The sequence below is a fragment of the Streptomyces purpureus genome (genome assembly GCF_014648195.1).
Taxonomy (GTDB): Bacteria; Actinomycetota; Actinomycetes; order Streptomycetales; family Streptomycetaceae; genus Streptomyces; species Streptomyces purpureus.
On the sequence record NZ_BMQQ01000008.1, the window covers coordinates 128,726 to 154,624 of the forward strand.

A 25,899-nucleotide genomic window follows, 5' to 3' on the forward strand; every position below is an offset into this window, starting at 1 on the left:
GCAAGCCCTCGGTGGGACGGTCAGCCGACGACCGTCCAGGTGTCGTTGCCGGTGAGCAGGGCGGCGAGGTCGCCCTTGCCGTTCTGCTCGACGGCGGTGTCGAGCTGGTCGGCCATGAGCGTGTCGTACACGGGCCGTACGACACTGCGGAACACCCCGATGGGGGTGTGGTGGAGCGTGTCGGGGTCGGCGAGCCGGGAGAGCGCGAAGGCGGTCGTGGGGCTGGCGCTGCGGGCGTCGTGGACCAGCACGCTCGCCTCGTTCGCGGGGGTGACGGGGACGACCTGGAGATCGCCGGTGGCGGGGTCGCGGACCACTCCCTTGCCGCCGTCGGCGCCGAACCGGATCGGCTGCCCGTGCTCCAGCCGGATCACGGCCTCCTGCGCCTGCTCCTTGTCCTTGAGGACCTCGAAGGCGCCGTCGTTGAAGATGTTGCAGTTCTGGTAGATCTCGACGAGGGCGGTGCCGGGGTGGTCGGCGGCCTGCCGCAGGACCTCGGTGAGGTGCTTGCGGTCGGAGTCGACGGTCCGGGCGACGAACGACGCCTCGGCGCCGAGTGCCAGGGAGACCGGGTTGAAGGGCGCGTCGAGCGAGCCCATCGGGGTCGACTTGGTGATCTTCCCGACCTCGGAGGTGGGGGAGTACTGCCCCTTGGTCAGACCGTAGATCCGGTTGTTGAAGAGCAGGATCTTGAGGTTGACGTTGCGCCGCAGGGCGTGGATGAGGTGGTTGCCGCCGATGGACAGGGCGTCGCCGTCGCCGGTGACGACCCAGACGGACAGGTCGCGGCGGGAGGACGCCAGACCCGTGGCGATGGCCGGGGCGCGGCCGTGGATGGAGTGCATCCCGTAGGTGTTCATGTAGTACGGGAAGCGGGAGGAGCAGCCGATGCCGGAGACGAAGACGATGTTCTCCTTGGCCAGGCCCAGCTCGGGCATGAAGCCCTGCACGGCGGCGAGGACGGCGTAGTCACCGCACCCCGGGCACCAGCGCACCTCCTGGTCCGACTTGAAGTCCTTCATGGACTGCTTCGCCTCGGCCTTGGGCACCAGGGAGAGGAGTGACTCAGTCATCGATGGCCTCCTTGAGAGCCGCGGCGAGCTGCTCGGCCTTGAACGGCATGCCGTTGACCTGGTTGTAGCTGTGCGCGTCGACGAGGTACTTGGCCCGGATCAGGGTGGCGAGCTGCCCGAGGTTCATCTCCGGCACCACGATCTTGTCGTATCCGGTGAGGACCTCCCCGAGGTTGGCCGGGAACGGGTTGATGTGGCGCAGGTGGGCCTGGGCGACCGGGGTGCCCTCGCGGCGCAGCCGGCGTACGGCGGCGGTGATGGGCCCGTACGTCGATCCCCAGCCGAGGACGAGGGTGCGGGCGCCGTCCGGGTCGTCGACGTCGAGGTCGGGCACCTCGATGCCGTCGACCTTGGCCTGGCGGGTGCGGACCATGAGGTCGTGGTTGGCCGGGTCGTAGGAGATGTTGCCGGTGCCGTCCTGCTTCTCGATCCCGCCGATGCGGTGTTCGAGTCCCGGGGTGCCGGGCACGGCCCACGGCCGGGCGAGGGTCTGCGGGTCGCGCTTGAACGGCCAGAAGACCTCGGTGCCGTCGGCCAGCGCGTGGTTGGGTCCGGTGGCGAACTGCGTCCGCAGGTCGGGCAGGCTGTCCACGTCGGGGATCCGCCAGGGCTCGGAGCCGTTGGCGAGGTAGCCGTCCGAGAGCAGGAACACCGGGGTGCGGTAGGTCAGGGCGATCCGGGCTGCCTCCAGGGCCGCGTCGAAGCAGTCCGCCGGGGTCTTCGGCGCCACGATCGGCACGGGCGCCTCGCCGTTGCGGCCGTACATCGCCTGGAGCAGGTCGGCCTGCTCGGTCTTCGTGGGCAGTCCGGTCGAGGGGCCGCCGCGCTGGATGTCCACGACCAGCAGCGGCAGCTCCAGGGAGACGGCGAGGCCGATGGTCTCGGACTTGAGCGCCACACCGGGGCCGGAGGTGGTGGTGACGGCGAGGGAGCCGCCGAAGGCGGCGCCGAGGGCCGCCCCGATGCCGGCGATCTCGTCCTCGGCCTGGAAGGTCCGCACACCGAAGTTCTTGTGCTTGGACAGCTCGTGCAGGATGTCCGAGGCAGGGGTGATCGGGTACGAGCCCAGGTAGAGCGGCAGGTCCGCCTGGCGGGACGCGGCGATCAGCCCGTAGGACAGGGCGAGGTTCCCGGAGATGTTGCGGTACGTGCCGGTGGGGAAGGCGGCGGTGGCGGGGGCGACCTCGTAGGAGACCGCGAAGTCCTCGGTGGTCTCGCCGAAGTTCCAGCCCGCGCGGAAGGCGGCCACGTTCGCCTCGGCGATCTGCGGCTTCTTCGCGAACTTCTGCCGCAGGAACCGCTCGGTGCCCTCGGTCGGCCGGTGGTACATCCACGACAGCAGACCCAGCGCGAACATGTTCTTGCTCCGCTCGGCCTCCTTGCGGGGGAGACCGAAGTCCTTGAGCGCCTCGATCGTCAGTGTGGTCAGCGGCACGGGATGGACGCGATAGCCCTCCAGCGAGCCGTCCTCCAGGGGGGACGTCTCGTAGCCGACCTTGGCCATGGCCCGCTTGGCGAATTCATCCGTGTTGACGATGATCTCGCCGCCCGGGGGCACGTCGCCGATGTTCGCCTTGAGGGCCGCCGGATTCATGGCGACCAGGACGTTCGGCGCGTCGCCCGGGGTGAGGATGTCGTGGTCGGCGAAGTGCAGCTGGAACGAGGAGACACCCGGCAGGGTGCCTGCGGGGGCGCGGATCTCGGCGGGGAAGTTCGGCAGCGTCGACAGGTCGTTCCCGAAGGTCGCCGTCTCGGACGTGAAACGGTCACCTGTCAGCTGCATACCGTCACCGGAGTCACCCGCGAAGCGGATGATCACCCGGTCCAGACGGCGTACTTCCTTGTCGCCGGCGGGTCTGCGCGGCCCCCCCACCAGGGCCTCGCCGGCCCCGTCAGCCTCATCTGCGTGCTCGGCTGGGCTACTGACCTGGCTGGTCACTGAACTGGACCTCCTTCGAGGCGGCTGGGCTGCGGCCGGCTCACCGGTCGCTCCACGGTCAACCCTACGTCGGTAAGGGTCACCTTCCCTGGGCCGCTCAGATGCTGGACGCACTTTTGAGACGCTGTGATGCCCTGGTTTGCCATGTTCTGTTAGCCCCCCGGATGCTGATCGTCAGACACTCCCCGCTGGTCCTTCTGTCCTACATCCACTCCCTCGTGACTCGGTGCGAAACTCCATGCGACACGCCGCTATCTGACTGAGTGTCAGATATTCGGCGGGGGTTGGCTATGAGTTGAGATAGGTCAATACGGCAAGCACACGCCGGTGGTCCCCGTCGCTGGGGGAGAGCCCCAGCTTCAGGAAGATGTTGCTGACGTGCTTCTCCACGGCGCCGTCGCTCACGACCAACTGCCGGGCGATCGCCGAGTTCGTCCGCCCCTCGGCCATCAGGCCGAGGACCTCCCGCTCCCGGGGGGTCAGCCCCGCCAGGACGTCCTGCTTACGGCTCCGGCCCAGCAGCTGCGCGACCACCTCCGGGTCCAGGGCCGTACCACCCGTGGCCACCCGCACCACCGCGTCCACGAACTCCCGGACCTCCGCGACCCGGTCCTTCAGCAGATAGCCCACACCGCGGCTGGATCCGGCCAGCAGTTCGGTGGCGTAACGCTCCTCCACGTACTGCGAGAGGACCAGCACCCCGAGCCCCGGGTGGTCCTGGCGCAGCCGCACCGCGGCCCGGACGCCCTCGTCCGTGTGCGTCGGCGGCATCCGTACGTCGGCGACCACCACATCCGGCAGCTCACCCTGGTCCGCCAGCTCACTCACGGTCTTGACCAGGGCGTCTCCGTCCCCGACACCCGCGACCACATCATGACCGCGGTCGGTCAGAAGGCGGGTCAGGCCCTCCCGGAGCAGTACCGAGTCCTCGGCGATGACCACCCGCACCCTGTTTTCCACGACGTTCCGTCCCCCATGCTCCGGTGTTCTGGACTGCTGTCCTTCCAGCATCCCAGCCCGACGATCGTCCCGCGGCTTGTCCACAGATCGGATTCGGACAGGCTCGGGCCCCCGGGCGCGGCGCGCCGGGGGCCCGAGGCGCTCCGAGCTGGGAAAGGCTCGGGGGAGGGCAGGGTCAGGCGTCGGCGGTCGGCCGCGCCAAGGCCGGGGGACTGGGGACTGGGGAGGGGGAGAGGGGGCGTCGGTCAGCAGGGCCGGCTCGGCGGAGGGGGCGTCGGTCAGCCGCGCCAGGGGAGCTCGGCCGTGACCGTCGTCGGGCCGCCCGCCGGGGAGTCCACCGCGAGGATCCCGTCGACCGCGCCCAGCCGCTCGGCGAGCCCCGCCAGACCGCTGCCGCCGGCCAGGTCCGCGCCGCCTCGGCCGTCGTCCCTGACCTGGAGCAGCAGCCGGTCCTCCGTCCGCCACACCTCCACCCAGGCCCGGCGGGCCCCGGAGTGCTTGGAGACGTTCTGGAGCAGCTCGGAGACGGTGAAGTAGGCGATCCCCTCGATCGCCGGGGCCGGGCGGGACGGCAGATCCACCTCGACCGCGACCGGGACCGTGCAGCGGGAGGCGACGGAGGAGAGCGCCGCGTCCAGACCGCGGTCGGTCAGGACCGCCGGATGGATGCCCCGGGCCAGGTCGCGCAGCTCCTGCAGGGCCGTCTTGACCTCGCCGTGCGCCTCGTCCACCATCCGCGCCGCCGCCTGCGGATCCTCCACGAGCTTCTCCTTGGCCAGCCCCAGGTCCATGGCGAGGGCGACCAGCCGGGCCTGAGCGCCGTCGTGCAGGTCGCGCTCGATGCGCCGCAGGTCGGCGGCGGCCGTGTCGACGACGACACCCCGGTCCGACTCCAGCTCCGAGACCCGGGTGGCCAGCCGGGACGGCCCGAGGAGCCCCGACACCATCAGCCGGTCGACCTGGACCATGCCCCGCACCAGCCACGGCGTCACCAGCACGAAGGCCAGTCCGACCAGGCTGGTCACCGCCTGCTCGAAGGGCGAGTCGAGGATGAAGTTGCGCCGGCCGTCGCCGTACAGCTGAATCCCCTCCACGTCCGCGTAGGCGGGGAAGACCCAGCGCCACAGCGGGTACGTGAAGAGCCCCCAGGCGTACGTGTAGAGCGACACCGTCACCGAGAAGGTGAACGTCGCCCACGGCATGTGCAGGACCGCGTAGAGCAGGTGCCGCCACGACGCCCCGCTCTTGAGCACGCCGCCGACCCACGCCATGGTGCCGCGGTGGCGGGTGACCACCGGGGCCGGAGCGGAGACGTCCACACCGAGCAGACCGCGCGCCCGGCCCCGCTCCACGGCGCCGAAGCCCCGGCACATCGCGAGCGTGGCGGCCAGCAGCGGGATACCCAGGAAGGTGACGACCAGGCCGAGGCCGAGGGCGGTGAAGGAGACGGCGAGGCAGAAGAAGAGCACGGAGAGCGGCAGCCCCGTCAGGACGTACGCGAACTCACGCCAGGTGCGGCCCTCGATCGGCGCGCGCAGCGCCGCGGGCACGTGTGAGAGCCGGGTGTCCGGTGCCGGTCCGTAAGCCGTGGCCATCGTCGTCGCTTCCGTTCTGCCGTGGGGTGAGTGGTGTGGGTCGATGAGGGGGTGTGCCCGGTTCCGTGCCCGGTTCCGTGCCCGGTTCCGCGCTCGGTACAAGGTTCGCCGGGACGGACGGCCGCCGGCCATGAGGGCCGTATCCCTCTTGGGCCGGGGGTTTTCCCTACCGGCCGGGGTACGGACCGGGGCCGCCGGTGGGTCTAGCGGCCGCGGGCCGGGTGCCGGGGCCGCCAGGGGAGCTCGGCCGTGACCGTCGTCGGGCCGCCCTCCGGCGACTCCAGGACGAACAGCCCGTCGACCGCGCCCAGCCGCTCGGCGAGCCCCGCCATGCCCGTACCTCCGTCGAACCGCGCCCCGCCCCGGCCGTCGTCCCTGACCTGGAGCAGCAGCCGGTCCTTCGTACGCCACACCTCCACCGAGGCGCTGCGCGCCCGCGCGTGCTTGGAGACGTTCTGGAGCAGCTCCGAGACGGTGAAGTAGGCGATGCCCTCGATCGCCTCGGCCGGCCGCTCGTCCAGGTCGACGGTCACCCGCACCGGCACCGTGCAGCGCGAGGCGATCGAGGAGAGCGCCGCGTCCAGGCCCCGGTCGGTCAGGACCGCCGGATGGATGCCGCGGGCCAGGTCCCTCAGCTCCTGGAGCGCCAGCTTCACCTCGCCATGGGCCTCGTCCACCATGGCCGCGGCCGCCTCCGGGTCCTCGAGCAGCTTCTCCTTGGCCAGGCCCAGCCCCATGGCGAGGGCGACGAGCCGGGCCTGCGCCCCGTCGTGCAGGTCGCGCTCGATGCGCCGCAGGTCGGCGGCGGCCGTGTCGACCACGACACCCCGGTCCGACTCCAGCTCCGCGATCCGCCGCTCCAGCTCGTCGGAGGGCGACAGCAGGCCGCGCACCATCGCCCGGTCCGCGCTCGCCAGGCCCCGCACGACAACGGGCAGCAGGGGGAGCAGGATGAGACACACCAGCGTGAGCGCGAAGGTCAGTACGCCCCACGGCAGCCGGACGAACGCAAACAGCACGGTCCGCCAGCCGACCGGGTCCTTCAGCCGGGTCCACAGCCACGGGAAGAACCCGCCCCCGGCGGGCGGCGGCAGCGGGCTCGGCTCCTCGACCTCCACGCCGAGCAGCAGCCGGGCCCGGCCCCGCTCGGCGCGGCCGAGGCCGCGGGCCCCGGCCAGGCCGACGGCGAGCAGGGGCAGACCGATCACCGTCACGGACAGGGCCACGCCCGTGACGACCATGACGACCACATAGACGAAACCGAGCAGCACCACCGGAAAATTCGACAGGAGGTACGCCGCTTCCTTCCAGGTGTGCCGCCCGAAGGCGGTGCGGCGCACGGGCGGAAGCGGCCGGGACCGGTCGTCGCCGGCCCGGCCCACGGTGTCGGTGGTCTCGGTCATGGCGTCAAGCCTGCCGGGCCGAAGATCGGGACGCCATGGGGTTCGTGGGTGGGGCGAAGTGGGGATAACCCCACCCGCTCCGTGGACGGGCTGGTTACCGGCCCTTTAACAGGCCCTAGACTCCCGTCCGTACATATCGGCGAACAGCGCCAGGGAGCGAGGAACGGACGTGCCGGAAACGACCGAACCGACCGCACTCGCCGCGGACTATTTCGAGAGCTATTCCGTCGTCGGACTGCTCGCCGTCCTCGGCGTGCTCTTCGTCGCGGTGGCCTTCGGCGCCGGGCGCCTGCTGCGGCCCGTCGTCCCGACCCCGGAGAAACTCCTCACCTACGAATGCGGCGTCGACCCGGTCGGCGAGGGCTGGGCCCACACCCAGGTCCGCTACTACGTCTACGCGTTCCTGTATGTGATCTTCGCCGTCGACTCGATCTTCCTCTTCCCCTGGGCGACCGTGTTCGCCGCCGCCGGATACGGCGCCACGACACTGGTCGAGATGTTCATCTTCCTCGGCTTCCTGGCCGTGGGACTGCTCTACGCGTACAAGAAGGGCGTCCTGACATGGACGTGACTCCGGCCCCCGTGGACCTGCCCGAGCCCCAACGGCTGGGTGTGCTGTCCCGGCTGGCTCCCGAGCCGATGAAGGTGGTCCTGAACTGGGGCCGCCGCTACAGCCTGTGGGTCTTCAACTTCGGCCTCGCCTGCTGCGCCATCGAGTTCATCGCCGCGTCGATGGCCCGCCACGACTTCATCCGGCTCGGCGTGATCCCGTTCGCGCCCGGGCCGCGCCAGGCCGACCTGATGATCGTCTCCGGCACGGTCACGGACAAGATGGCCCCGGCGGTCAAGCGTCTGTACGAGCAGATGCCCGAGCCCAAGTACGTGATCTCCTTCGGCGCATGCTCGAACTGCGGCGGCCCCTACTGGGACTCGTACTCCGTCACCAAGGGCGTCGACCAGATCATCCCCGTCGACGTGTACGTGCCCGGCTGCCCGCCCCGGCCCGAGGCGCTGCTCCAGGGCATCCTCAAGCTCCAGGAGAAGATCGCCCGCGAGTCGCTCGGCGAGCGGTACGCGAACGGCCCGTCGGTGGCCCAGCTGACCAGCGGCCTGGTCACCCCGCCGACCCCGACTTCGCCGACGCCGCAGCCGGCCCAGGGGACGGGGGGTGCGCCGTGAACGCGTACGACACCCTGCCCGAGGCGGTCACCGAGATCTTCGGCGCGGAGGCGACGGCCGAGCGGGCCTACGACCTGCTCACCGTCGACGTGCCAGTCGGCTCCTGGATCGCCGCCCTGGAGATCGCACGCGACAAGCTCGGCTGCACCTACTTCGACTGGCTGAGCGCCGTCGACGAACCGGGCACCGGCTTCCGGGTCTGCGCCCATGTCGTCGCCCTCGAAGGCCACCGCGTCCGCCGCCTCCTCGTCCGTACGACCGTCCCGCACACCGCGTCCGCCCTGCCGAGCGCCGTGGACGTCTACGCGGGCGCCGGCTGGCACGAGCGCGAGACGTACGAGATGTTCGGCATCACCTTCACCGGCCACCCCCACCTGGAGCCCCTGCTGCTCCCGGAGGGCTTCGAGGGCCACCCGCTGCGCAAGGACTTCGTCCTCGCGTCCCGGGTCGCCAAGGCCTGGCCCGGCGCCAAGGAACCCGGCGAGTCCCACGACGGCGGCCCCAAGCGCCGCCAGATGCTGCCGCCCGGCGTCCCCGACCCCAACGACTGGGGCCCCCTCAAGGGCCAGCTGCCCCCTGCCCCGTCCCGTCCGGCCCGCACCGCCCGCGCGGCCGGTGCCGGTGCCGGCGCGGCACCCGGCGAACGCCCCGCCCGCCGCACCCGCACGGCCGGCGAGGGCTCGGCGAGCCAGACGGCCGGGACGCCCGAGGCCGCCACCGCCGCGGAAGCCCCGCAGGCCGAAACCCCGCCCCGCCCGCCGCGCCGTATGCGCTCCGCCTCCCAGGGCTCGGCGAGCCAGACCGCCGAGACGCCTCCGGAGCCCACCACGCCTGCGGCCCCGCCCAAGGCCCCCCGCAGCAGCGACGCACCCTGGCACCACGCGCGCCCGGCATTCGACGAGCCCGCCGAGGCGACGCCCAAGCCTGAGCCGACTGGCGAAGACGGGTCCAAGCCCGAGCCCGAGCCCGAGCCCGAGCCTGAGCCGGCCGCCGAGCCCAAAACCGAGCCGACTGGCCAGGACGGGTCCAAGCCCGACGCCAAGCCTGAGCCGGCCGCCGAGGCCAAGCCGGCGCCCGAGGCGGCTGCCGAGCCCAAGCCCGCGCCCAGCGCCGAGCCCAAGCCCGCGCCCAGCGCCGAGCCCAAGCCCGCGCCCAGCGCCGAGGCCAGGCCCGTGCCCGAGGCCAAGCCCGCGCCCAGCGCCGAGCGTGCCCCCGACGCCAAGCCCGAGCCCACCCCCGACCGCACCACCGGCCCCGACGACACCACCGGAGGCGATCCCGCGTGAACGACGCACTCGACGTCGCCCTTCGGCTGATCGTCGTCTTCGCCGTGTTCCTCGTCCTGCCCCTGGTGATCGGCCAGACCGAGCACAAGGTCATGGCCCATATGCAGGGCCGCCTCGGCCCCATGTACGCGGGTGGCTTCCACGGCTGGGCCCAGCTCGTCGCGGACGGTGTGAAGTTCGCACAGAAGGAGGACGTGGTCCCGGCCAACGCCGACCGCCGCGTCTTCCAGCTCGCCCCCGCCGTCGCCCTGCTGCCGTACCTCCTCGTACTGATCGTGATCCCGATCGGCCCGAGCACGAGCGCGGTCGGTCAGGTCATCGACGCCGGTATCTTCTTCGCGCTCGCCGTCATGGCCGTCGGCGTGCTCGGCTCGCTCATGGCGGGCTGGGCATCGGCCAACAAGTTCTCCCTCCTCGGGGGCTTGCGGACCGCCGCCCAGCTCCTTGCGTACGAGCTGCCGATGCTGCTCGCCGCCGCCTCCGTCGCCATGGCCGCCGGCACCGTCTCGCTCCCCGGCATCGTCAACGCCTTCGAGTGGTGGTGGCTGCCCTGGCAGATCGTGGGCGGCCTGGTCTTCTTCGTGGCCGGCCTGGCCGAACTCCAGCGCCCGCCGTTCGACATGCCGGTCGCCGACTCCGAGATCATCTTCGGCGCGTACACCGAGTACACCGGCCTGCGCTTCGCCCTCTTCCTGCTCGCCGAGTACGCGGGCATCGTCGTCCTGTGCGGTCTGACCACCGTCCTCTTCCTCGGCGGCTGGCACGGCCCGTTCGGCGGGGAGGGCCTTGGCTGGGTCTGGACCCTGCTCAAGATCGCCGTGCTCGCCTTCGTCGTGATCTGGCTGCGGGTGAGCTACCCGCGGCTGCGCGAGGACCAGCTGCAGAAGCTCGCCTGGACGACCCTTGTCCCGCTCGCCCTCGCCCAGATCGCCCTCACCGGCGTCGTCAAGGTGGTGATGTAGCCATGTCCCCCATTCCCGGCAGCGGCCTGGCCAAGGGCCTGGCCGTCACCCTGCGCACGATGACGAAGAAGAGCCACACCGCGCAGTACCCCGACGTCCAGCCCGAACTCCCGCCCCGCACCCGCGGCGTCATCGGCCTGTTCGAGGAGAACTGCACGGTCTGCATGCTCTGCGCCCGTGAATGCCCCGACTGGTGCATCTACATCGACTCCCACAAGGAGACGGTCCCGGCCGCCGCCCCCGGTGGCCGCGAGCGCAGCCGCAACGTCCTCGACCGCTTCGCCATCGACTTCTCGCTCTGCATGTACTGCGGTATCTGCATCGAGGTGTGTCCTTTTGACGCACTCTTCTGGTCGCCGGAGTTCGAGTACGCGGAGACCGACATCCACGAGCTCACCCATGAGCGCGACAAGCTCCGCGAATGGATGTGGACGGTCCCCGCTCCGCCCGCGCTCGACCCGTGTGCCGAGGAGCCGAAGGAGCTCGCCGCGGCCCGCAAGGCGGCCGAGAAGCTCGCCGCCGCCCAGGCCGAGGCCGAGCGGCCGCCCACCGAAGAGACCTCGCCGGAGACTTCGCCGGGAGGGGAGTCGTGAACCCCGTCCTCGCAGCCGAAGCCCCTGGCTTCCTCTCCCCGACCGGCGTCGAGATCGCGTTTCTCCTCGTCGGTCTCGTCACCCTGGCCGCGGCCGCGGTGACCGTCACCACCAAGCAGCTGGTGCACGCCGCCCTCTGGCTGGTGGTGGCGCTCGGCGGCCTCGCCGTCGAGTACCTCCTCCTCACGGCCGAGTTCATCGCCTGGGTACAGGTGCTGATCTACGTCGGTTCCGTCGTCGTACTCCTCCTCTTCGGTCTCATGCTCACCAAGGCCCCCATCGGCCGCTCCCCGGACGCCGACTCCGGCAACCGCGTCGCCGCCCTCGCGGTCGCCCTTGCCGCCGCGGCCGCCCTGGTGTGGGTGGTCGTCGACGCCTTCCGTACGACCTGGATCGACCTCGACGGCCCGGCCCAGGGCGCCACCAGGGTGTCCGGCGAGATCCTCTTCCGGCACTGGGTGCTGCCGTTCGAGGCGCTCTCCGTCCTCCTGCTGGCCGCGCTGGTCGGCGCGATCGTGCTCTCCCGCAGGGACCGCACCGAGTCCGGCCCGGCCCAGGAGGGGAAGCGCTGATGCACCTCGCCTATCCCGCGGTCCTCGCCGCCCTGCTCTTCTGCGTCGGCCTCTACGGAGTCCTCGCCCGCCGCAACGCGATCCTGGTCCTGATGTCCGTCGAGCTGATGCTCAACGCCGTCAACCTCAACCTGGTCGCGTTCGACGTCTGGCTCCGGGACACCCTCCACACCGGCCAGGCGCTGACCCTCTTCACCATCGCCATCGCCGCCGCCGAGATCGGCATCGGCCTGGCGATCGTCCTGATGGTGTACCGCAACGGCGGCACCTCGGACATCGACAAGCTCCGCGACACGACCGAGGTCCCCGGCGCGGACGACCCCACCGAGCCGGCCGGCCCCGACACGGCGGCCGGGGAGAAGGCCGAGGCCACCGCGTGACCACCACGACCCTCGCCGTCCTCGTCCCCCTCCTTCCCTTCCTCGGCGCCGCCGCCGGCCTGCTGCTCGGCCGCCGCGCCCCCGGCTTCGTCCGCCCCCTGGCCGTCCTGCCGACCCTCGCCGCGGCCGTCCTCGCCGTCCTCGTCGCCGCCCGCCAAGGGGGCGGCGACACCATCGCCGCGGCCACCCGGCTCACCCCGACCGGCTCGGTGCCCATCGACCTGGCCCTGCACATCGACGGCTTCGCCGCCCTCGTTGCCGTCCTCGTCGGCGTCGTCGCCTCCTGCGTGCAGATCTACTCGACCGGCTACCTCCGCGACGACCCGCGCTACCCGTCGTACGCCGCGCTGGTCTCCCTCTTCACCTCCGCGATGCTGCTCGTCGTCTACTCAGGCGACCTGATGGTGCTGCTGGTCGGCTGGGAGATCATGGGCATCTGCTCGTACTTCCTCGTCGGCCACTACTGGGAGACGCCCGAAGCCCGTGCCGCCTCCCTCAAGGCCTTCCTGGTCACCAAGCTCGGCGACGTCCCCTTCCTGATCGGTCTGTTCGCGCTCGCCGCCGACACCGGCACCTTCCGGATCTCCGGCATCCTCGGCGCCGTCGCCGGGGACGGCCTCGACCACCCGACGCTGATCGCGCTGCTCCTCCTCGCCGGCGTGGCGGGCAAGTCCGCGCAGTTCCCGCTGCACACCTGGCTCCCGGACGCGATGGCCGGCCCCACCCCCGTCTCGGCGCTGATCCACGCCGCCACGATGGTCGCCGCCGGTATCTACTTCGTCGCCCGGCTGCTGCCCCTCTTCGCCGCCTCCGCCGCGGCCCTGACCGTGCTCGCCGTGATGGCTGCCGTGACGATGGTCGGCTCCGCGCTCGCCGCCCTCGCCCAGGACGACATCAAGCGCGTCCTCGCCTACTCGACCATCGGCCAGCTCGGCTACATGGCCGGTGCCCTGGCCGTCGGCGACCGTGGCGCCGCCGTCTTCCACCTCCTGTCCCACGGAGCGTTCAAGGCGCTCCTCTTCCTCGCCGCCGGCGTGATCATCCACGCCGCCGGCACCAACTCCCTGACCGCCATGTCCCGGATGAGCGGCCTCACCCGGCGGATCCCCGACGCGTACTGGACGATGACCGTCGCCCTGCTCGCCCTCGCCGCGATCCCGCCGTTCGCCGGCTTCTTCTCCAAGGAAGCCGTCCTCGTCGCCGCCGAGCACACCGCCCTCGGCGACCGCACCGTCGCCCCCGCCGGCGCCGGCTGGACCATCCTGGTCGCCGGTCTGCTCACCGCCCTCCTCACCGCCGCCTACGCGACCCGCCTGTGGCTGCTCGCCTTCCGCGGCCGGGGATCCGCGGCCCCCGACCACGGCCGTCAGCCGCTCGCCATGAACACCGTCCTGTGGCTGCTGGCCATCCCCTCCCTCGCGTTCGGACTGGCAGTCGTCCGCCTCGACGACTGGTTCGACGGCCACGCCCTCACCCCGACCGCCGTCACCGCGGTCCTGGGCACCGGCATCGCCCTCGTCGGCGGCCTGGTCACCTACGCCGTCTGGCGCTCCCTCTCCGTCAAGGCCGCCCGCCTCCCGGCCGGCCCCGCCACCCCGGAGACCGTCGCCCACCCGGACGCCGAACCGGCCCTGGTCGAGGCGGAGGCGCTCCAGCTGCCGCACCCCGCGTCCGGCCCCACGGACCCGGGCCGCCCGCTGCTCGGCCCCCTCCACCGCCACGCCGCCGACGGCTTCCACCTCGACGCCGTCTACACCGCGCTGTTCGTCCGCCCCGTCCTGGCCGCGGCCTCACTGGTCCGCTTCCTCGACCGCGAGGTCGTCGACACCTACGTAAGCGGCGCGGGCACCGGCACCAACTGGCTGGGCCGGGCCGTGCGCCGCGCCCAGACCGGCAACGTGCAGACCTACCTCAGCGCCCTGCTCGCCGGCTCCGTCGTCCTGGCGATCGCCGCCGTACTCGTAGCCGCCGGAGCGTGAGCCGTGATCGACATCAGCGAACCCGTGATCGATATCAGTGAATCCGTGATGCAGTTCCTTCTGGCGTTCCTCGTCGTCGGCCCGCTCATCGGCGCGGCGGCCGCCCTCCTGCCGGCCCCGCCCGGACTGAAGGGGAAATCCCCCGACCAGGCCGTGCTGCGCCACGGCGTGACCGTCACCGGCGTCATGCTCGCCGCCGCGATCGTCCTCACCCTCGGCTTCGACCACGACCACCCGGCGAAGATGCAGGCCACCACGGACATCAAGTGGATCCCCGCACTCGACGTGCGGCTCCACCTCGGTGTCGACGGCATTTCCCTCCCCCTTCTGGTCCTGACCGCGCTGCTGACCTTCCTCTGCGCGCTCTACAGCTACTTCAAGATGCCGAGCGGGCCTTCCCCCAAGGCCTTTGTCGCCCTGCTGCTCGTCCTCGAGTCCGGCACGCTGGCGACCTTCGCCGTCCTCGACCTGGTGCTGTTCTTCCTGGCCTTCGAGATGGTGCTCATCCCGATGTACTTCCTCATCGCCCGCTGGGGCGGTGACCAGCGGCAGGCCGCCGCATGGAAGTTCATCCTCTACACGCTGCTCGGTTCCGTCGTCATGCTGCTCGGCCTGCTCCTGATCGGACTCAAGGCTGGCACGTTCGACATGGTGGCACTCGCCACTGACAACGGCCGTGACATCACGACATCCGTGCAGGTCATCGCCGTTCTCGCGATCGGGATCGGCCTCGCGGTGAAGACCCCGATGTGGCCGCTGCACAGCTGGCTCCCGGACGCCCACACCGCCGCCCCGACCGTCGGCTCCGTCCTCCTTGCCGGCGTCCTGCTGAAGATGGGTACGTACGGATTCGTCCGGATCGCCCTGCCGATCACCCCAGACGGCATGCACGTCTTCGCGCCGTACCTCGCCGCCTTCGCGGTCGCCGGCATCATCTACGGATCGCTCGCCTGCCTCGCGCTGGCCCGCCCCGGCGCCAAGGGCGACCTCAAGCGGCTGATCGCGTACTCCTCCGTCGGCCACATGGGCTTCGTCCTCCTCGGCATCGCCTCGATGACCCCGACCGGCGTCAACGGCGCGCTGTTCGCCAACATCGCCCACGGCCTCATCACCGGCCTCCTGTTCTTCCTGGTCGGAGCGTTGAAGGACCGGTACGGCACCACCGACATCGACACGCTCGCCGGCAGCGCCGGCGCCGCGCTCTACAGCCGCGCCCCCCGCTTCGGCGGCCTGCTCGTCTTCGGTGCCGTCGCCTCCCTCGGACTGCCGGGCCTCGCCGGGTTCTGGGGCGAGATGCTCGCGATGTTCGGCGCCTTCGACCCCGCCCCGGGCCTCAGCCGCCCCGCCTTCCTCACCTTCACGGCGATCGCCGCCCTCGGCACCCTGCTCACCGCCGCATACCTGCTGGTCGTCGTACGCCGGGTCTGCATGGGCCCCCGGCCCACCGCCGACCAGCCACAGCTCGCCGACGTCCAGGGCTACGAGTTCGCCGCCTGGACGCCGCTGGTCGCCCTCACCGTCCTCGCCGGACTGTGGCCCGCGGTCCTCCTCGGCCTCACCGACCCGGCCGTGCAGAAGCTCCTCGCGGGAGGAAAGTCGTGACCCCCATTGCCGCGGGCCTCGTCCAGTCCGTCGACTGGCTCGCGATCGCGCCGCCCACCCTCGCCGCGGTGGTCGCCCTGATCGTCCTGGTCGCCGACCTCTTCCTGCCCCACAGCCGCAAGCAGCTCCTCGGCTGGACGTCGATCGCCGGCCTCGCCGCCTCGATCCTGCTGCTGGCACCGCTGCGTACGGGCGACCGCTCCACCTTCTGCCTCACCACCGCCCCCGACGTCTGCAGCTACACCGCCGACCACTTCGCCGTCGTCATCCAGTTCCTCGTCCTCGGCGGCGCGCTGCTGACCGCGCTCCTCTCCCTCTCCGACACCCGGGAGAAGCTGCCGGCCGGCGAGTTCTGGTTCCTGCTGCTGTCCTCGGCCGCGGGCGCGGCGCTGCTGCCCGCCTCCCGGGACCTCGCGACCCTGGTCGTCGCCCTCGAAGTCGCCTCACTCCCCGCCTTCGCGCTCGTCGGCCTCAAGCGCGGCGACCGGATGTCGAGCGAGTCGGCCCTGAAGTTCTTCCTCTCCTCGGTCACCGCGACCGCCGTGATGCTGCTCGGCGTCAGCTTCGTCTACGCGGCCACCGGCACGCTCCACCTCACCGAGATCGCCCAGCGCCTGGACGACGTCCCCGCCCAGCTGGAGACCCTCGCCCAGGCGGGCGTGGCCCTCACCCTCGTCGGTTTCGCCTTCAAGACGGCCGCCGCGCCCTTCCACTTCTGGGTCCCCGACACTTACGTCGGCGCACCGTTGCCGGTGGCCGCGTACCTCTCCGTCGTCGGCAAGGCGGTCGGCTTCTCCGGCCTCATCCTGGTCACCGTCATCGCCTTCCCCCTCTACGCCGACGTGTGGGGCCCGGCCCTGACCGTCCTCGCCGCGCTCACCATGACCGTCGGCAACGTCGCCGCCCTGCGCCAGGTCTCCACGCGCGCGTGGAGCGCGGTACGCCTGCTGGCCTGGTCCTCCGTGGCCCAGGCCGGCTACCTCCTGGTGCCGATCGCCGCCGCCGCGTACTCCGGCGACGACCAGATCGGCTCCACCGTCGCGTACGCCCTGATGTACGCGGTCGTGAACCTGGGCGCCTTCGCCGTCGCCGCCCTGGTGGCCCGTACGCACCCCCTGAACCGCGTCGCCGACTACCGCGGCCTGTACGCCACCCGGCCCCTGACCGCGCTGACCATGGGCTTCTTCCTGCTCAACCTCGCCGGACTGCCGCTCGGCATCATCGGCCTCTTCGCCAAGGTCACGGTCTTCTCGGCGGCGGTGGACGCGAGCCTCGGCTGGCTCGCCGTCGTCATGGGCGTGAACGTCGTGATCGCGCTCTACTACTACCTGCAGTGGACCACGCTCCTCTTCCGCGCCCCGGTCACCGCCCCGGCCCCCGCCGAGTACACCGAGCCCCGCCGCCACCGGGCCCCCGCGCCGCTCACCCTGGCGATCGCCCTGACCGCCGCCGCGGGCGTCGTCCTGTCCGGCTACCCCCAGCTGGTCCTCCGCTTCGCGGCGAAGACGCTGTTCTGACCCCGCACCCTCCACAGCGGAGGCACCAAGGGTGAAGCTCCGGCGCTGATTCACCCGTACGGCTCACGCCGCCTCCGGCGCGCGCAAGGGAACCCGCACCTCTCGCCTGGCGTTGACCAGTACGGGAGGGTCCACTGAAGGCTGGACCAGCACCAGGCAAAGGGTCCCCCTGCCGCACCACTTGGAGGGCGTACCGTGCACCGCCGGCACAACGGGCTGAGGACCGCCGTACTCCTCGGCGGACTGTCCGCACTCATCATCCTGATCGGCAGTTTCTTCGGCCGTACGGGCCTGATCGTCGCGCTCGTCGTGGCGCTGGGAACCAACGCGTACGCCTACTGGAACAGCGACAAGCTGGCGCTGCGCGCCATGCGCGCCCGCCCCGTCAGCGAATTCGAGGCGCCGGGGCTCTACAAGATGGTCAGGGAGCTGTCGACCCAGTCCCGCCAGCCGATGCCCCGGCTCTACATCTCACCGACCCAGGCGCCGAACGCCTTCGCCACCGGCCGCAATCCCCGAAACGCCGCGGTCTGCTGCACGGAGGGCATCCTGCGCCTCCTCGACGAGCGCGAGCTGCGCGGGGTCATCGGCCATGAGCTCAGCCATGTCTACAACCGCGACATCCTCATCTCGTCGGTCGCCGGCGCCCTCGCCTCCGTCATCCTCTTCCTGGTGAACTTCGCCTGGCTGATCCCGATAGGCCGCTCCGACGACGACGAGGGCCCCGGCCTGCTGGGCATGCTCCTCATCATGATCCTCGGCCCGATCGCGGCCTCCGTCATCCAGCTCGCGATCAGCCGCTCGCGGGAGTACGAGGCCGACGCGTCCGGCGCCCAGCTCACCGGCGACCCGCTGGCCCTGGCGGGCGCCCTGCGCAAGCTGGACGCCGGGACGAAGCAGCTGCCGCTCCCGCCCGAGCCCAGGCTCGAGACCGCGAGCCACATGATGATCGCGAACCCGTTCCGTCCCGGCCCGGGCCTCTCCCGAATGTTCTCCACGCATCCGCCGATGGCGGAGCGCATCGCCCGACTCGAGCAAATGGCAGGCCGCCCGTGAAAACCATCCTCAACGTCATCTGGCTCGTGCTGTGCGGCTTCTGGATGTTCCTCGGCTACATCGTGGCCGGTCTGCTGCTGTGCATCACGCTCATCGGCATCCCGTTCGGCGTCGCCGCCTTCCGGATCGGCATCTACGCCCTGTGGCCCTTCGGCTACACCGTCGTCGACCGCCGGGACGCGGGCGCGCCCTCCTGCGTCGGCAACGTGCTCTGGCTGGTCCTGGCGGGCTGGTGGCTGGCGCTCGGCCACGTCTTCACCGGCATCGCCCTGTGCATCACCCTCATCGGCATCCCGCTGGGCATCGCGAACTTCAAGCTGATCCCGGTCTCGCTGCTGCCGCTGGGCAAGGAGATCGTGCCCACCGACCAGCCGTTCGCGGCACGGTAGACCGGCGCGGTCGTGAGGCGAGGGCCAGCCACCCGGCAGGTCTTCCACGGCCGCGCCCCGCGGACCCGCTGCCCGCAGGTCGTCCACGGCCGATTGTCAGTGCCGTGGTCCACCATGAACTCATGACCGAGATCGAGCAGTTGCTGGACCGTCTCGCCGAGGACGAGCCGTGCCTGGAGTACGGGCCCGACGACGACGTCGAGTCGGCCGCGCCCTGGCCCGACTACGCGGCCCTCGCCCGTATATGACCCCGCGGTGAGGCGACGGCGGCCCCGGCCGCCTCAGCGCCGCCGCACGGCGAACAGCGCCGCGCCCGCCGCCACGACGCCCCCGCCCGCCGCCACCGACTCCCACGGCAGCGCGCACGCCAGCACCCCGCACCCCACCAGGCCGACCGCCGCCATGACCCGGCCCCGGCCACCCAGCGTCCAGGCCGAGGCGTTCGCGATCGCGTAGTACACGAGCACGCCGAACGACGAGAAACCGATCGCCCCGCGCACGTCCGCCGTCGCCGCCACCACAGCGACGACCACCCCCACCGCCAACTCCGCCCGGTGCGGGACGTGGAAGCGGGGGTGCACGGCGGCCAGGGCGGCCGGCAGGTGGCCGTCCCGGGCCATCGCCAGCGTCGTACGGGACACCCCGAGGATCAGCGCCAGCAGCGAGCCGAGCGCGGCCACCGCCGCGCCCACCCGCACCACCGGCACGAGCCAGTGCGCTCCCGCCGCCCGCGCGGCGTCGGCGAGCGGGGCCACCGACCCGCCGAGCGCCTGCGCGCCCAGAACAGAGAGGACACAGACGGCCACAGTCGCATAGACGACCAGCGCGATCCCGAGCGCCAGCGGAATCGCGCGCGGAATGGTCCGGGCGGGATCCCGCACCTCCTCGCCCAGGGTCGCGATTCGCGCGTATCCGGCGAAGGCGAAGAAGAGCAGCCCCGCCGTCCCCAGCACCCCGCCCACCGACAGATCCCCGCCGAGCGCCAGCCGTCCGGCCTCGGCACGCCCCGACGACAGCGAGGAGACGACCACCGCCGCCAGTACGGCCAGAACGGCCGCCACGATCGCCCGGGTCAGCAGCGCCGACTTCTGAATCCCCCGGTAGTTCACGGCGGTCAGCGCCACCACCGCCGCGACGGCGACCGCGTGCGCCTGCCCCGGCCACACGTACGCCCCGACCGTCAGCGCCATCGCCGCGCACGACGCGGTCTTGCCGACGACGAAGCTCCAGCCCGCCAGATACCCCCAGAAAGGAGAGAGCTGTTCGCGACCGTACACATATGTGCCGCCCGACTTCGGATGGCGCGCGGCCAGCCGGGCCGACGCCATGGCGTTGCAGTACGCCACCACGGCGGCCAGCGCCAGGCCGAGCAGCAGCCCGGACCCGGCCTCCTGCGCCGCCGGCCCCAGCGCCACGAAGATGCCCGCGCCCACCATCGAGCCGAGGCCCACGACGACCGCGTCGAACACGCCCAGCGACCGTCGCAGTTCCTGTGTCATGGGCCGCACCCTACTGACCACCGCAACCACGCGGTCGACCGAGCGCGTCCTCCAGGGCAGCACGGCACGCAAGGCCACGAAAGGCAGGTTCACAGCATGGGCATCATCAGCTGGATCGTTCTCGGGCTGCTCGCGGGCGTCATAGCCAAGGTCCTGCTCCCGGGCCGCGACCCGGGCGGCCTGATCGGCACGACCCTCATCGGCGTCGCCGGCGCCTTCGTCGGCGGCTGGATCTCCGCCCGCTTCCTCGACCGCCCGATCAACGCCCAGTTCTACGACGGCGCCACCTGGATATCCGCCATCGGCGGCGCGCTCGTGCTCCTGATCGCGTACCGGATCCTGTTCGGGCACTCCCGCTCCCGCTGACCGCCCGCCAGGGCGTCAGGAGAGCCCGGTCTCCCGCAAGGTGATGTTGAGCCGCCCGGCCAGCCCCAGGGCCGGATCGGCCGTCCCGCCGTACACCTTCGGGACCCCGTGGTACGCGAACCGCGAAGGCCCGCCGAAGACGAACAGATCGCCGGAGACCAACTCGACGTCGGTGTACGGCCGTCCACGGTTCTCGGTGTTCCCGAACCGGAACACGCACGTGTCGCCGAGGCTCAGCGAAACCACCGGGGCGCCGGAGCGCTCCTCCCTGTCCCGGTGCATGCCCATCTTCGCGCCGGCGCCTGCGTCGTAGAAGTTCACCAGCGCCGTGTCCGGCGCGTAGCCACCGTGCTCCCCGTACGCCGCTACCAGCGCCTCCCGCCCCAACCCGGCCAACCACGCCGGGAGTTCGGCTGTGCCCGGCACATAGCGGTACGGCTCCCACCGCCACCCCAGGCAGAGGGTCTGTACGGACATCACGCCCCCGCCCGGCAGCACGGTGTGCTGGAACGGCACGGGACCGCGGCCCCACTCCCGGCAGGCCGCGACCAGCTCCCGCTGTCGCTCGGCGGAGAGCCATCCGGGCACATGCACGGCACCCGGGGCGACCTCCGCCCGCGCCCGCTCGACCGGGAACAGCCCCTCGGTCACGGCGCGAGCGCGCCTTCGAGACCGAGCAGCCGCTCCTTGCGCTCAAGGCCGGCCGCGTATCCCCGAAGGCTGCCGTCGGCCCCGATCACCCGGTGGCAGGGCCGCACGACCAGCAGCGGATTGCGCCCGATCGCCGTCCCCACGGCCCGCACGCCCGCCCCGGCGGACCCGACGCGCCGGGCGATCTCCCCGTACGAGACGGTGGCCCCGTACGGGATCTCCTCCAGCGCCTGCCAGACCCGCCGCTGGAAGTCGCTGCCCCCGCCGGCGTACGTGATGTCGAAGCCGGTCCGCCGCCCGGCGAAGTAGTCGGCCAACTGGGCGGCGATCTCCTCGAAGGCCTCCGGGGCGCGCAGCCAGCCGTCCCGGACGACCGCGGCGCCCTTCTGCCCGGGCAGCGACAGCGAGACCAGGGCGGTCCCGCCGTCCTCGGTCACCTCGCCGACCAGCAGCATCTCGCCCAGAGGCCCGTCGACGACCGTGTACACCGTCATGGCCCGCTCCTTCCCGTGTCCCCGCTGTTCCTCGCTCCGATCCCAGTCTGCGACCGCGCCGCCCACCGGAGCTGGCGGAATTCGGACATCGCGTCCCGGGCCCCGGGCGGCGGGCACAGGGCGGGGGCGGCGCGGCCGAGCCGCGTCCGCCCCCGAAGACGCCCGAGGTCCCGCCGAGCCGGGAGGGTCAGCGGTAGTTCACGAACTGGATCGCGAAGTCCAGGTCCTTGCCCTTCAGCAGCTGCTGGACGGCCTGCAGGTCGTCCCGGCTCTTGGAGCTGACGCGGAGCTCGTCGCCCTGGACCTGCGCCTTGACGCCCTTCGGGCCCTCGTCACGGATGATCTTCGCGACCTTCTTGGCGTTCTCCTGGGAGATGCCCTCCTCGATCGTGGCGAAGATCTTGTACTCCTTGCCCGACAGCTGCGGCTCGCCGGCGTCCAGCGCCTTCAGCGAGATTCCGCGCTTGACCAGCTTGGTCTCGAAGACGTCGAGGATGGCCTTGACGCGCTCCTCGGAGTTCGCCTCCATCAGGATCTTCTCGCCGGACCAGGAGATCGAGGCCCCGACGTTCTTGAAGTCGTAGCGCTGCGAGATCTCCTTCGCGGCCTGGTTGAGGGCGTTGTCGACCTCCTGCCGCTCGACCTTCGAGACGATGTCGAAACTGGAGTCGGCCATGTCCTGTGGCTCCTTGTATCGGGTGCGTAGAGGTTGCGTGGCGGCGCGACGGGCTGCCCGCACCACCACCGCAAAGCCTAGCCACCCGCACCCGCCCCAGGCGCTGATCAATCCGGTGGCGAAGCACCCCCGGGCATCAGGTATCGTTTACGTCGTTGCCACGGAGCACCGCCCAAAAGCGGACCTCTCGGCAGCAATCCCATGGCGGTGTGCCCGAGTGGCCAATGGGAGCGGACTGTAAATCCGTCGGCTTAGCCTACCCAGGTTCGAATCCTGGCGCCGCCACGCGAGTGAGACCCCCGTTCATCTGCGGAAACGCAGTGAGCGGGGGTTTTCTCGTTCAGGCGGAGCCCGGGGGAGGAGAGCATGGCGCTGGCCCGGAAGAAGTCGCGGACCGTCGTCGTCGACGGGGTCACTTACCGGTGGCGGGTGCGGCGGCGGCCGACGTACAGCCAGGGCATGGGGTGGAGCACGCTGGCGTACGCCGTCGCGCGCGCGGAGGAGCCCGGGAGCACGCTGCTCGTGCGGACCGGCAGGGCGCATCCGGGGCAGTGGTTGGGCGGGCCGGGCGCCGTCGTGCTGCCAGGGGAGGTCGCACGGGCCGTGCGGACCGGGATCGCTGCCGGGTGGCGGCCGGAGCGGGCCGGCGTGCCCGTGCGGGTCGAGCTCGACTCCACGCCGCCCGACCCCGGCTAGGTGCCCGGGGGCCTGTCGGCCAGCCGGAACGCCAGTTCCGTCTCCCACCGCGCCGGATCCGGCTCCACCCGGGGGTCCGTGCGGTACGACTCGATGCGGCAGCCCCAGCGTTCGGCGCCGTCCGGCTCACGGATCATGTCCCACTCCAGGCCGCGCGCCGCCGCCCACGCGCGCAGTGCCTCGGCCGCGGCGAACAGGCCGTCCGGGTGGCCCAGGTGACGGGCCGTCACGTACCGGCCCGCCGGCAGGACCGCCACGCCGATGTCGCCCTCCGGTTCGGGGGCCTCGGCGACCGGGACGCCCGCCTCGACGTCGGACTCACCGGTCATGTCCACGGTGTTGAAGCGGAAGAACGGCGCGTCCGTCACCTCGATGCCCCGGTTCATCAGCCAGCCGATCAGTTCGGGCAGCCGGTCCGCGATCTCGGCGAAGCCGTCCATCCGCACCGAGCGGCGCACGAACACGTATGGCTGCTCGGCGCGTTCCACCACCTGGATCGACGCCTGGTTCGACGCCTCGGCCGACGTCGCGACCGACGCGGGGTCCGGGTCCGTACCCATCGCTCAGTTGCCCGCCACGTCCTTGACCGCCACCGCCACAGGGATCGACCCGCCGACGACCTCCAGGGTCAGGCCGGCCGTCGCGGGGGTCTCCAGGAGCTCGGCCAGCACCGCCGCCACGTCGTCCCGGGGAATCGGGCCCCGGCCCGTGGAGGCCCCCAGGCGGACCAGTCCCGTCCCCGCGTCGTCGGTGAGCATGCCGGGGCGCAGCACCGTCCAGTCCAGGCCCAGCTTGGCCCGTACGTAGTCGTCCGCGGCGCCCTTGGCGCGCAGATAGGCGTCGAAGACCTCGTCGCCCTGGCGGTTCGCGTCGGCGCCCATCGACGAGACCATGATCAGGCGCCGGGCGCCCGCCCGTTCCGCCGCTTCGGTGAAGAGCTGCGCGGCGGCCCGGTCCACCGTGTCCTTGCGTTCGGTGCCGCTGCCCGGTCCCGCGCCCGCCGCGAAGACCGCCGCGTCCGCACCCGCCAGGGCCCCCGTCACGTCCTCGATCGACGCCGACTCCAGATCCATGACGATCGGCTGGGCGCCCGCCTCCCGCAAGGCCTCCGCCTGGGCCGGTTCGCGGATCAGGCCCGCGACCTCGTGTCCGCTCGCCGAGAGCAGCCGCTCAAGGCGCAGCGCGATCTGACCATGTCCTCCAGCGATGACAATGCGCATGCTCACGACCGTACGTCGCCACGGCGGAATCCGCGCAGGGAGCGGCCGTTCAGGGACCTGTCTCCGGGCGGCTCTGGCGCGGCAGGTCCAGCGCCGCCGCCGAGTCGCAGTACTCCCGCACCGCGCTGGTCCGGGCCACCACCCGGCCACGGTGCACCACGATCCGGCTGTAGGCGAGCGACAGGACGCCCGAGAGCCGCTCGCCGCGCACCGCCAGGAGCTCGGCGGGGAATCCCGCCTCCACCCGCACCTCCGCGAGCCCCATGGCCGCCCGTGAGGCGGCGCTCACCGCCCCGTACGCCTCCGCCGCCGACATCCCGCTCTGCGAGGCCAGCAGATACGCGGCCTCCAGGGGGTCGCCGCGGCCCACCGGGTTCGACACGTCCCGCAGCGCCCCGCTGCCCGCCGCCACCCGCACCCCGGCCGCGCGCAGCAGCCGTACGGGCGCGGTGCCCCGCAACTCCGTACCCCCGCAGCCGCCCTGGGGCAGGCAGACCACGGTCACGCCGGCCGCCGCGAGCTGGTCCGCCGCCCGCGCGGCGATGTCCGAGGGCAGCCGGGCGAGCCCGGCGCACGGGCCGATCGTCACGCCGGGCCGCAGCCCGCCCGCCATCGCCGCGAGCCGGGCCAGCCGGGCCGGGTCGTCACCGTCCGTGTGCAGATCGACGGGGCAGCCGTGTTCGGCGGCGATTTCCAGGACCGCCTCCGTGTACCCGGCCGGGTCGGGATCCAGGTCCGGGCAGCCGCCCACCACGCCCGCCCCCATCTTCACCGCGTCGCGCAGCATGGCCAGCCCGTCCGCCCCGGCCATCCCGGTGAGCAGTCGGGGCATGGCGACCGCCGTGAGGTCGACCAGCCCGCGCAGCGAGCGCCGGGCCTGCAGGACCGCCTCCAGGGGGCCGACCTCCTGCACGTCGTCGATCCGTACCTGCGCGCGCAGGGCGGTCGCGCCGTGTCCGAGCTGGAGCAGCGCGGCCTCGGTGGCCCGCCGCTGCACCTCCTCGGTGGCGTACGAGACGGGGCCGGGGAAGTCGGCGCTGAGTGCGGTGTCGGCGTGGGCGTGCGGCTCGGCGGGGGCCGGCAGCAGCAGATATCCGGCGAGGTCGACCCGGCCGCCGAGCGCCGTGAGGCTGCCCGCGGTGCCGACGGCCTCGATCCGTCCCCCGGCGAGGCGTACGTCGACGGTCCGCCCGTCGGTCAGGCGGGCGCCGCAGAGCAGCAGCGAGGTGGTGTCCGCGGTGGTGGCGGCACGGTCGTCCGGGGGCTGCGGCTGCTGACTGTCGGCGGACATCGCGCTCCTGTGGGGCTCGGGCGTTCTGTGCAAGATCACGAGCGTGGGTCGAGCCTAGGGGCGCCCCGAGCGGCCATCGAGGAGGAGCGCAATAGTCGTACCGGTGAGGCCACGAGTGGCGTACGAGGCGCAGGTGACGACGGTCGGATGACGTCCCGGCGGCGGTCTGGCGACCGGGGGGCAGCGGGCCGGGGCGGGCCGTCCGGGCGCGTCGGAAGAGCGGTGGCGAAACGGATTTGGGCGATGGGTACCCGACCGTGTAATGTCTTCATCGCTCGCCCCAATAGCTCAGTCGGTAGAGCGTCTCCATGGTAAGGAGAAGGTCTACGGTTCGATTCCGTATTGGGGCTCTGGTGTCGGGGAACCTCACCTTCGGGTGAGGGGATCCTTCATCAAAGCGGTGTAGCTCAGTCGGTAGAGCAAGCGGCTCATAATCGCTGTGTCACCGGTTCAAGTCCGGTCACCGCTACACACAGTAGCCGATTGCTGGGTCGGTCCATCGATCGGCTACTCTTTCTTGC

General features: G+C 71.9%; 27 protein-coding genes and 3 tRNA genes. 18 read left to right on the forward strand and 12 right to left on the reverse strand.

Annotated features, from left to right (window positions below; all coding sequences use genetic code 11):
- Nucleotides 1–20: 20 nt before the first annotated feature.
- The 5 genes from IEZ01_RS13040 to IEZ01_RS13060 form a co-directional block, all read right to left on the reverse strand.
- Complete coding sequence (locus tag IEZ01_RS13040; protein ID WP_189201785.1) at nt 21–1,073, reverse strand: 2-oxoacid:ferredoxin oxidoreductase subunit beta; 1,053 nt, start codon at nt 1,071–1,073, stop codon at nt 21–23.
- A complete protein-coding gene (locus IEZ01_RS13045; RefSeq protein ID WP_019888658.1) occupies nt 1,066–3,012 on the reverse strand; it encodes a 2-oxoacid:acceptor oxidoreductase subunit alpha in 1,947 nt (648 codons plus the stop codon). The genes IEZ01_RS13040 and IEZ01_RS13045 overlap by 8 nt, the downstream gene beginning before the upstream one ends.
- A gap of 288 nt (nt 3,013–3,300) precedes the next feature.
- Nucleotides 3,301–3,960 (reverse strand): response regulator transcription factor, encoded by a 660-nt coding sequence (locus tag IEZ01_RS13050; protein ID WP_019888659.1) that lies wholly within the window; start codon nt 3,958–3,960, stop codon nt 3,301–3,303.
- 290 nt (nt 3,961–4,250) lie between these two features.
- Nucleotides 4,251–5,567: a sensor histidine kinase gene (locus IEZ01_RS13055; RefSeq protein WP_019888660.1), complete on the reverse strand. Its 1,317-nt coding sequence runs from the start codon at nt 5,565–5,567 to the stop codon at nt 4,251–4,253.
- A 203-nt stretch (nt 5,568–5,770) separates the two neighbouring features.
- Nucleotides 5,771–6,970 (reverse strand): sensor histidine kinase, encoded by a 1,200-nt coding sequence (locus tag IEZ01_RS13060; protein ID WP_189201787.1) that lies wholly within the window; start codon nt 6,968–6,970, stop codon nt 5,771–5,773.
- 169 nt (nt 6,971–7,139) lie between these two features.
- On the opposite strand from IEZ01_RS13060, the gene IEZ01_RS13065 reads away from it, so the two are divergent.
- From IEZ01_RS13065 to IEZ01_RS35635, 13 genes are all read left to right on the forward strand, one after another.
- Nucleotides 7,140–7,541 (forward strand): NADH-quinone oxidoreductase subunit A, encoded by a 402-nt coding sequence (locus IEZ01_RS13065; protein WP_019888662.1) that lies wholly within the window; start codon nt 7,140–7,142, stop codon nt 7,539–7,541.
- Nucleotides 7,532–8,149 carry an NADH-quinone oxidoreductase subunit B gene (locus IEZ01_RS13070; protein ID WP_019888663.1) on the forward strand — a complete coding sequence of 206 codons (618 nt, stop codon included), beginning with the start codon at nt 7,532–7,534 and terminating at the stop codon, nt 8,147–8,149. Before IEZ01_RS13065 ends, IEZ01_RS13070 begins: the two co-directional genes overlap by 10 nt.
- Nucleotides 8,146–9,435 carry an NADH-quinone oxidoreductase subunit C gene (locus IEZ01_RS13075; RefSeq protein ID WP_189201789.1) on the forward strand — a complete coding sequence of 430 codons (1,290 nt, stop codon included), beginning with the start codon at nt 8,146–8,148 and terminating at the stop codon, nt 9,433–9,435. The genes IEZ01_RS13070 and IEZ01_RS13075 overlap by 4 nt, the downstream gene beginning before the upstream one ends.
- Nucleotides 9,432–10,397 carry a complex I subunit 1/NuoH family protein gene (locus IEZ01_RS13080; RefSeq protein ID WP_019888665.1) on the forward strand — a complete coding sequence of 322 codons (966 nt, stop codon included), beginning with the start codon at nt 9,432–9,434 and terminating at the stop codon, nt 10,395–10,397. The genes IEZ01_RS13075 and IEZ01_RS13080 overlap by 4 nt, the downstream gene beginning before the upstream one ends.
- A 2-nt stretch (nt 10,398–10,399) precedes the next feature.
- Entirely contained in the window at nt 10,400–10,990 is a 591-nt protein-coding gene (locus IEZ01_RS13085; protein ID WP_189201791.1) for a NuoI/complex I 23 kDa subunit family protein, read from the forward strand.
- The gene (locus tag IEZ01_RS13090; protein ID WP_019888667.1) at nt 10,987–11,562 is read left to right on the forward strand and encodes an NADH-quinone oxidoreductase subunit J family protein; all 576 of its coding nucleotides are present in this window, start codon (nt 10,987–10,989) and stop codon (nt 11,560–11,562) included. Before IEZ01_RS13085 ends, IEZ01_RS13090 begins: the two co-directional genes overlap by 4 nt.
- Nucleotides 11,562–11,942, forward strand: a complete 381-nt coding sequence (gene nuoK, locus IEZ01_RS13095) for an NADH-quinone oxidoreductase subunit NuoK (RefSeq protein ID WP_019888669.1) — start codon at nt 11,562–11,564, stop codon at nt 11,940–11,942. Before IEZ01_RS13090 ends, nuoK begins: the two co-directional genes overlap by 1 nt.
- Entirely contained in the window at nt 11,939–13,921 is a 1,983-nt protein-coding gene (locus IEZ01_RS13100; RefSeq protein WP_189201793.1) for an NADH-quinone oxidoreductase subunit 5 family protein, read from the forward strand. Before nuoK ends, IEZ01_RS13100 begins: the two co-directional genes overlap by 4 nt.
- 48 nt (nt 13,922–13,969) lie before the next feature.
- Nucleotides 13,970–15,523 (forward strand): complex I subunit 4 family protein, encoded by a 1,554-nt coding sequence (locus IEZ01_RS13105; protein ID WP_189201854.1) that lies wholly within the window; start codon nt 13,970–13,972, stop codon nt 15,521–15,523.
- Nucleotides 15,520–17,040: an NADH-quinone oxidoreductase subunit N gene (locus IEZ01_RS13110; RefSeq protein WP_189201795.1), complete on the forward strand. Its 1,521-nt coding sequence runs from the start codon at nt 15,520–15,522 to the stop codon at nt 17,038–17,040. Before IEZ01_RS13105 ends, IEZ01_RS13110 begins: the two co-directional genes overlap by 4 nt.
- A 195-nt stretch (nt 17,041–17,235) precedes the next feature.
- Nucleotides 17,236–18,096 (forward strand): zinc metalloprotease HtpX, encoded by an 861-nt coding sequence (gene htpX, locus IEZ01_RS13115; RefSeq protein WP_019888675.1) that lies wholly within the window; start codon nt 17,236–17,238, stop codon nt 18,094–18,096.
- The gene (locus IEZ01_RS13120; RefSeq protein ID WP_189201797.1) at nt 18,093–18,485 is read left to right on the forward strand and encodes a YccF domain-containing protein; all 393 of its coding nucleotides are present in this window, start codon (nt 18,093–18,095) and stop codon (nt 18,483–18,485) included. The genes htpX and IEZ01_RS13120 overlap by 4 nt, the downstream gene beginning before the upstream one ends.
- Before the next feature lie 122 nt (nt 18,486–18,607).
- Nucleotides 18,608–18,733, forward strand: coding sequence for a hypothetical protein (locus tag IEZ01_RS35635; RefSeq protein ID WP_019888677.1), 126 nt, complete (start codon nt 18,608–18,610; stop codon nt 18,731–18,733).
- Between the two features lie 33 nt (nt 18,734–18,766).
- On the opposite strand, the gene IEZ01_RS13125 is transcribed toward IEZ01_RS35635, so the two are convergent.
- The gene (locus IEZ01_RS13125) at nt 18,767–19,984 is read right to left on the reverse strand and encodes an APC family permease (protein ID WP_189201799.1); all 1,218 of its coding nucleotides are present in this window, start codon (nt 19,982–19,984) and stop codon (nt 18,767–18,769) included.
- A gap of 96 nt (nt 19,985–20,080) precedes the next feature.
- Between IEZ01_RS13125 and IEZ01_RS13130 the strand changes: the two genes are divergently transcribed.
- On the forward strand, nt 20,081–20,350 hold the full coding sequence (locus IEZ01_RS13130; RefSeq protein ID WP_019888679.1) for a GlsB/YeaQ/YmgE family stress response membrane protein: 270 nt from the start codon (nt 20,081–20,083) through the stop codon (nt 20,348–20,350).
- Nucleotides 20,351–20,365: 15 nt separating this feature from the next.
- Here IEZ01_RS13130 and IEZ01_RS13135 read toward each other — a convergent pair whose 3' ends face one another.
- The 3 genes from IEZ01_RS13135 to IEZ01_RS13145 all read right to left on the reverse strand — a co-directional run bounded on the left by IEZ01_RS13135 (nt 20,366) and on the right by IEZ01_RS13145 (nt 22,171).
- Nucleotides 20,366–21,001, reverse strand: coding sequence for an alpha-ketoglutarate-dependent dioxygenase AlkB family protein (locus IEZ01_RS13135; protein WP_019888680.1), 636 nt, complete (start codon nt 20,999–21,001; stop codon nt 20,366–20,368).
- Nucleotides 20,998–21,495, reverse strand: a complete 498-nt coding sequence (locus IEZ01_RS13140) for a methylated-DNA--[protein]-cysteine S-methyltransferase (RefSeq protein ID WP_189201801.1) — start codon at nt 21,493–21,495, stop codon at nt 20,998–21,000. The genes IEZ01_RS13135 and IEZ01_RS13140 overlap by 4 nt, the downstream gene beginning before the upstream one ends.
- Before the next feature lie 187 nt (nt 21,496–21,682).
- Nucleotides 21,683–22,171: a YajQ family cyclic di-GMP-binding protein gene (locus IEZ01_RS13145; RefSeq protein WP_019888686.1), complete on the reverse strand. Its 489-nt coding sequence runs from the start codon at nt 22,169–22,171 to the stop codon at nt 21,683–21,685.
- Between the two features lie 203 nt (nt 22,172–22,374).
- Between IEZ01_RS13145 and IEZ01_RS13150 the strand changes: the two genes are divergently transcribed.
- A tRNA-Tyr gene (locus IEZ01_RS13150) sits at nt 22,375–22,456 on the forward strand.
- Between the two features lie 81 nt (nt 22,457–22,537).
- The gene (locus IEZ01_RS13155; protein ID WP_189201803.1) at nt 22,538–22,867 is read left to right on the forward strand and encodes a hypothetical protein; all 330 of its coding nucleotides are present in this window, start codon (nt 22,538–22,540) and stop codon (nt 22,865–22,867) included.
- Here IEZ01_RS13155 and IEZ01_RS13160 read toward each other — a convergent pair.
- From IEZ01_RS13160 to IEZ01_RS13170, 3 genes are read right to left on the reverse strand one after another with little or no spacing between them, the layout of a single operon-like run.
- A complete protein-coding gene (locus tag IEZ01_RS13160; protein ID WP_189201805.1) occupies nt 22,864–23,427 on the reverse strand; it encodes a GyrI-like domain-containing protein in 564 nt (187 codons plus the stop codon). The genes IEZ01_RS13155 and IEZ01_RS13160 overlap by 4 nt on opposite strands.
- Before the next feature lie 3 nt (nt 23,428–23,430).
- Nucleotides 23,431–24,087: an SDR family oxidoreductase gene (locus tag IEZ01_RS13165; RefSeq protein ID WP_019888691.1), complete on the reverse strand. Its 657-nt coding sequence runs from the start codon at nt 24,085–24,087 to the stop codon at nt 23,431–23,433.
- A gap of 49 nt (nt 24,088–24,136) precedes the next feature.
- Entirely contained in the window at nt 24,137–25,378 is a 1,242-nt protein-coding gene (locus IEZ01_RS13170) for an amidohydrolase family protein (RefSeq protein WP_189201807.1), read from the reverse strand.
- Nucleotides 25,379–25,655: 277 nt separating this feature from the next.
- Between IEZ01_RS13170 and IEZ01_RS13175 the strand changes: the two genes are divergently transcribed.
- Together IEZ01_RS13175 and IEZ01_RS13180 are read left to right on the forward strand one after the other, a co-directional pair.
- A tRNA-Thr gene (locus IEZ01_RS13175) sits at nt 25,656–25,728 on the forward strand.
- A 46-nt stretch (nt 25,729–25,774) separates the two neighbouring features.
- Nucleotides 25,775–25,847 (forward strand) — tRNA-Met (locus tag IEZ01_RS13180).
- Nucleotides 25,848–25,899: the final 52 nt, after the last annotated feature.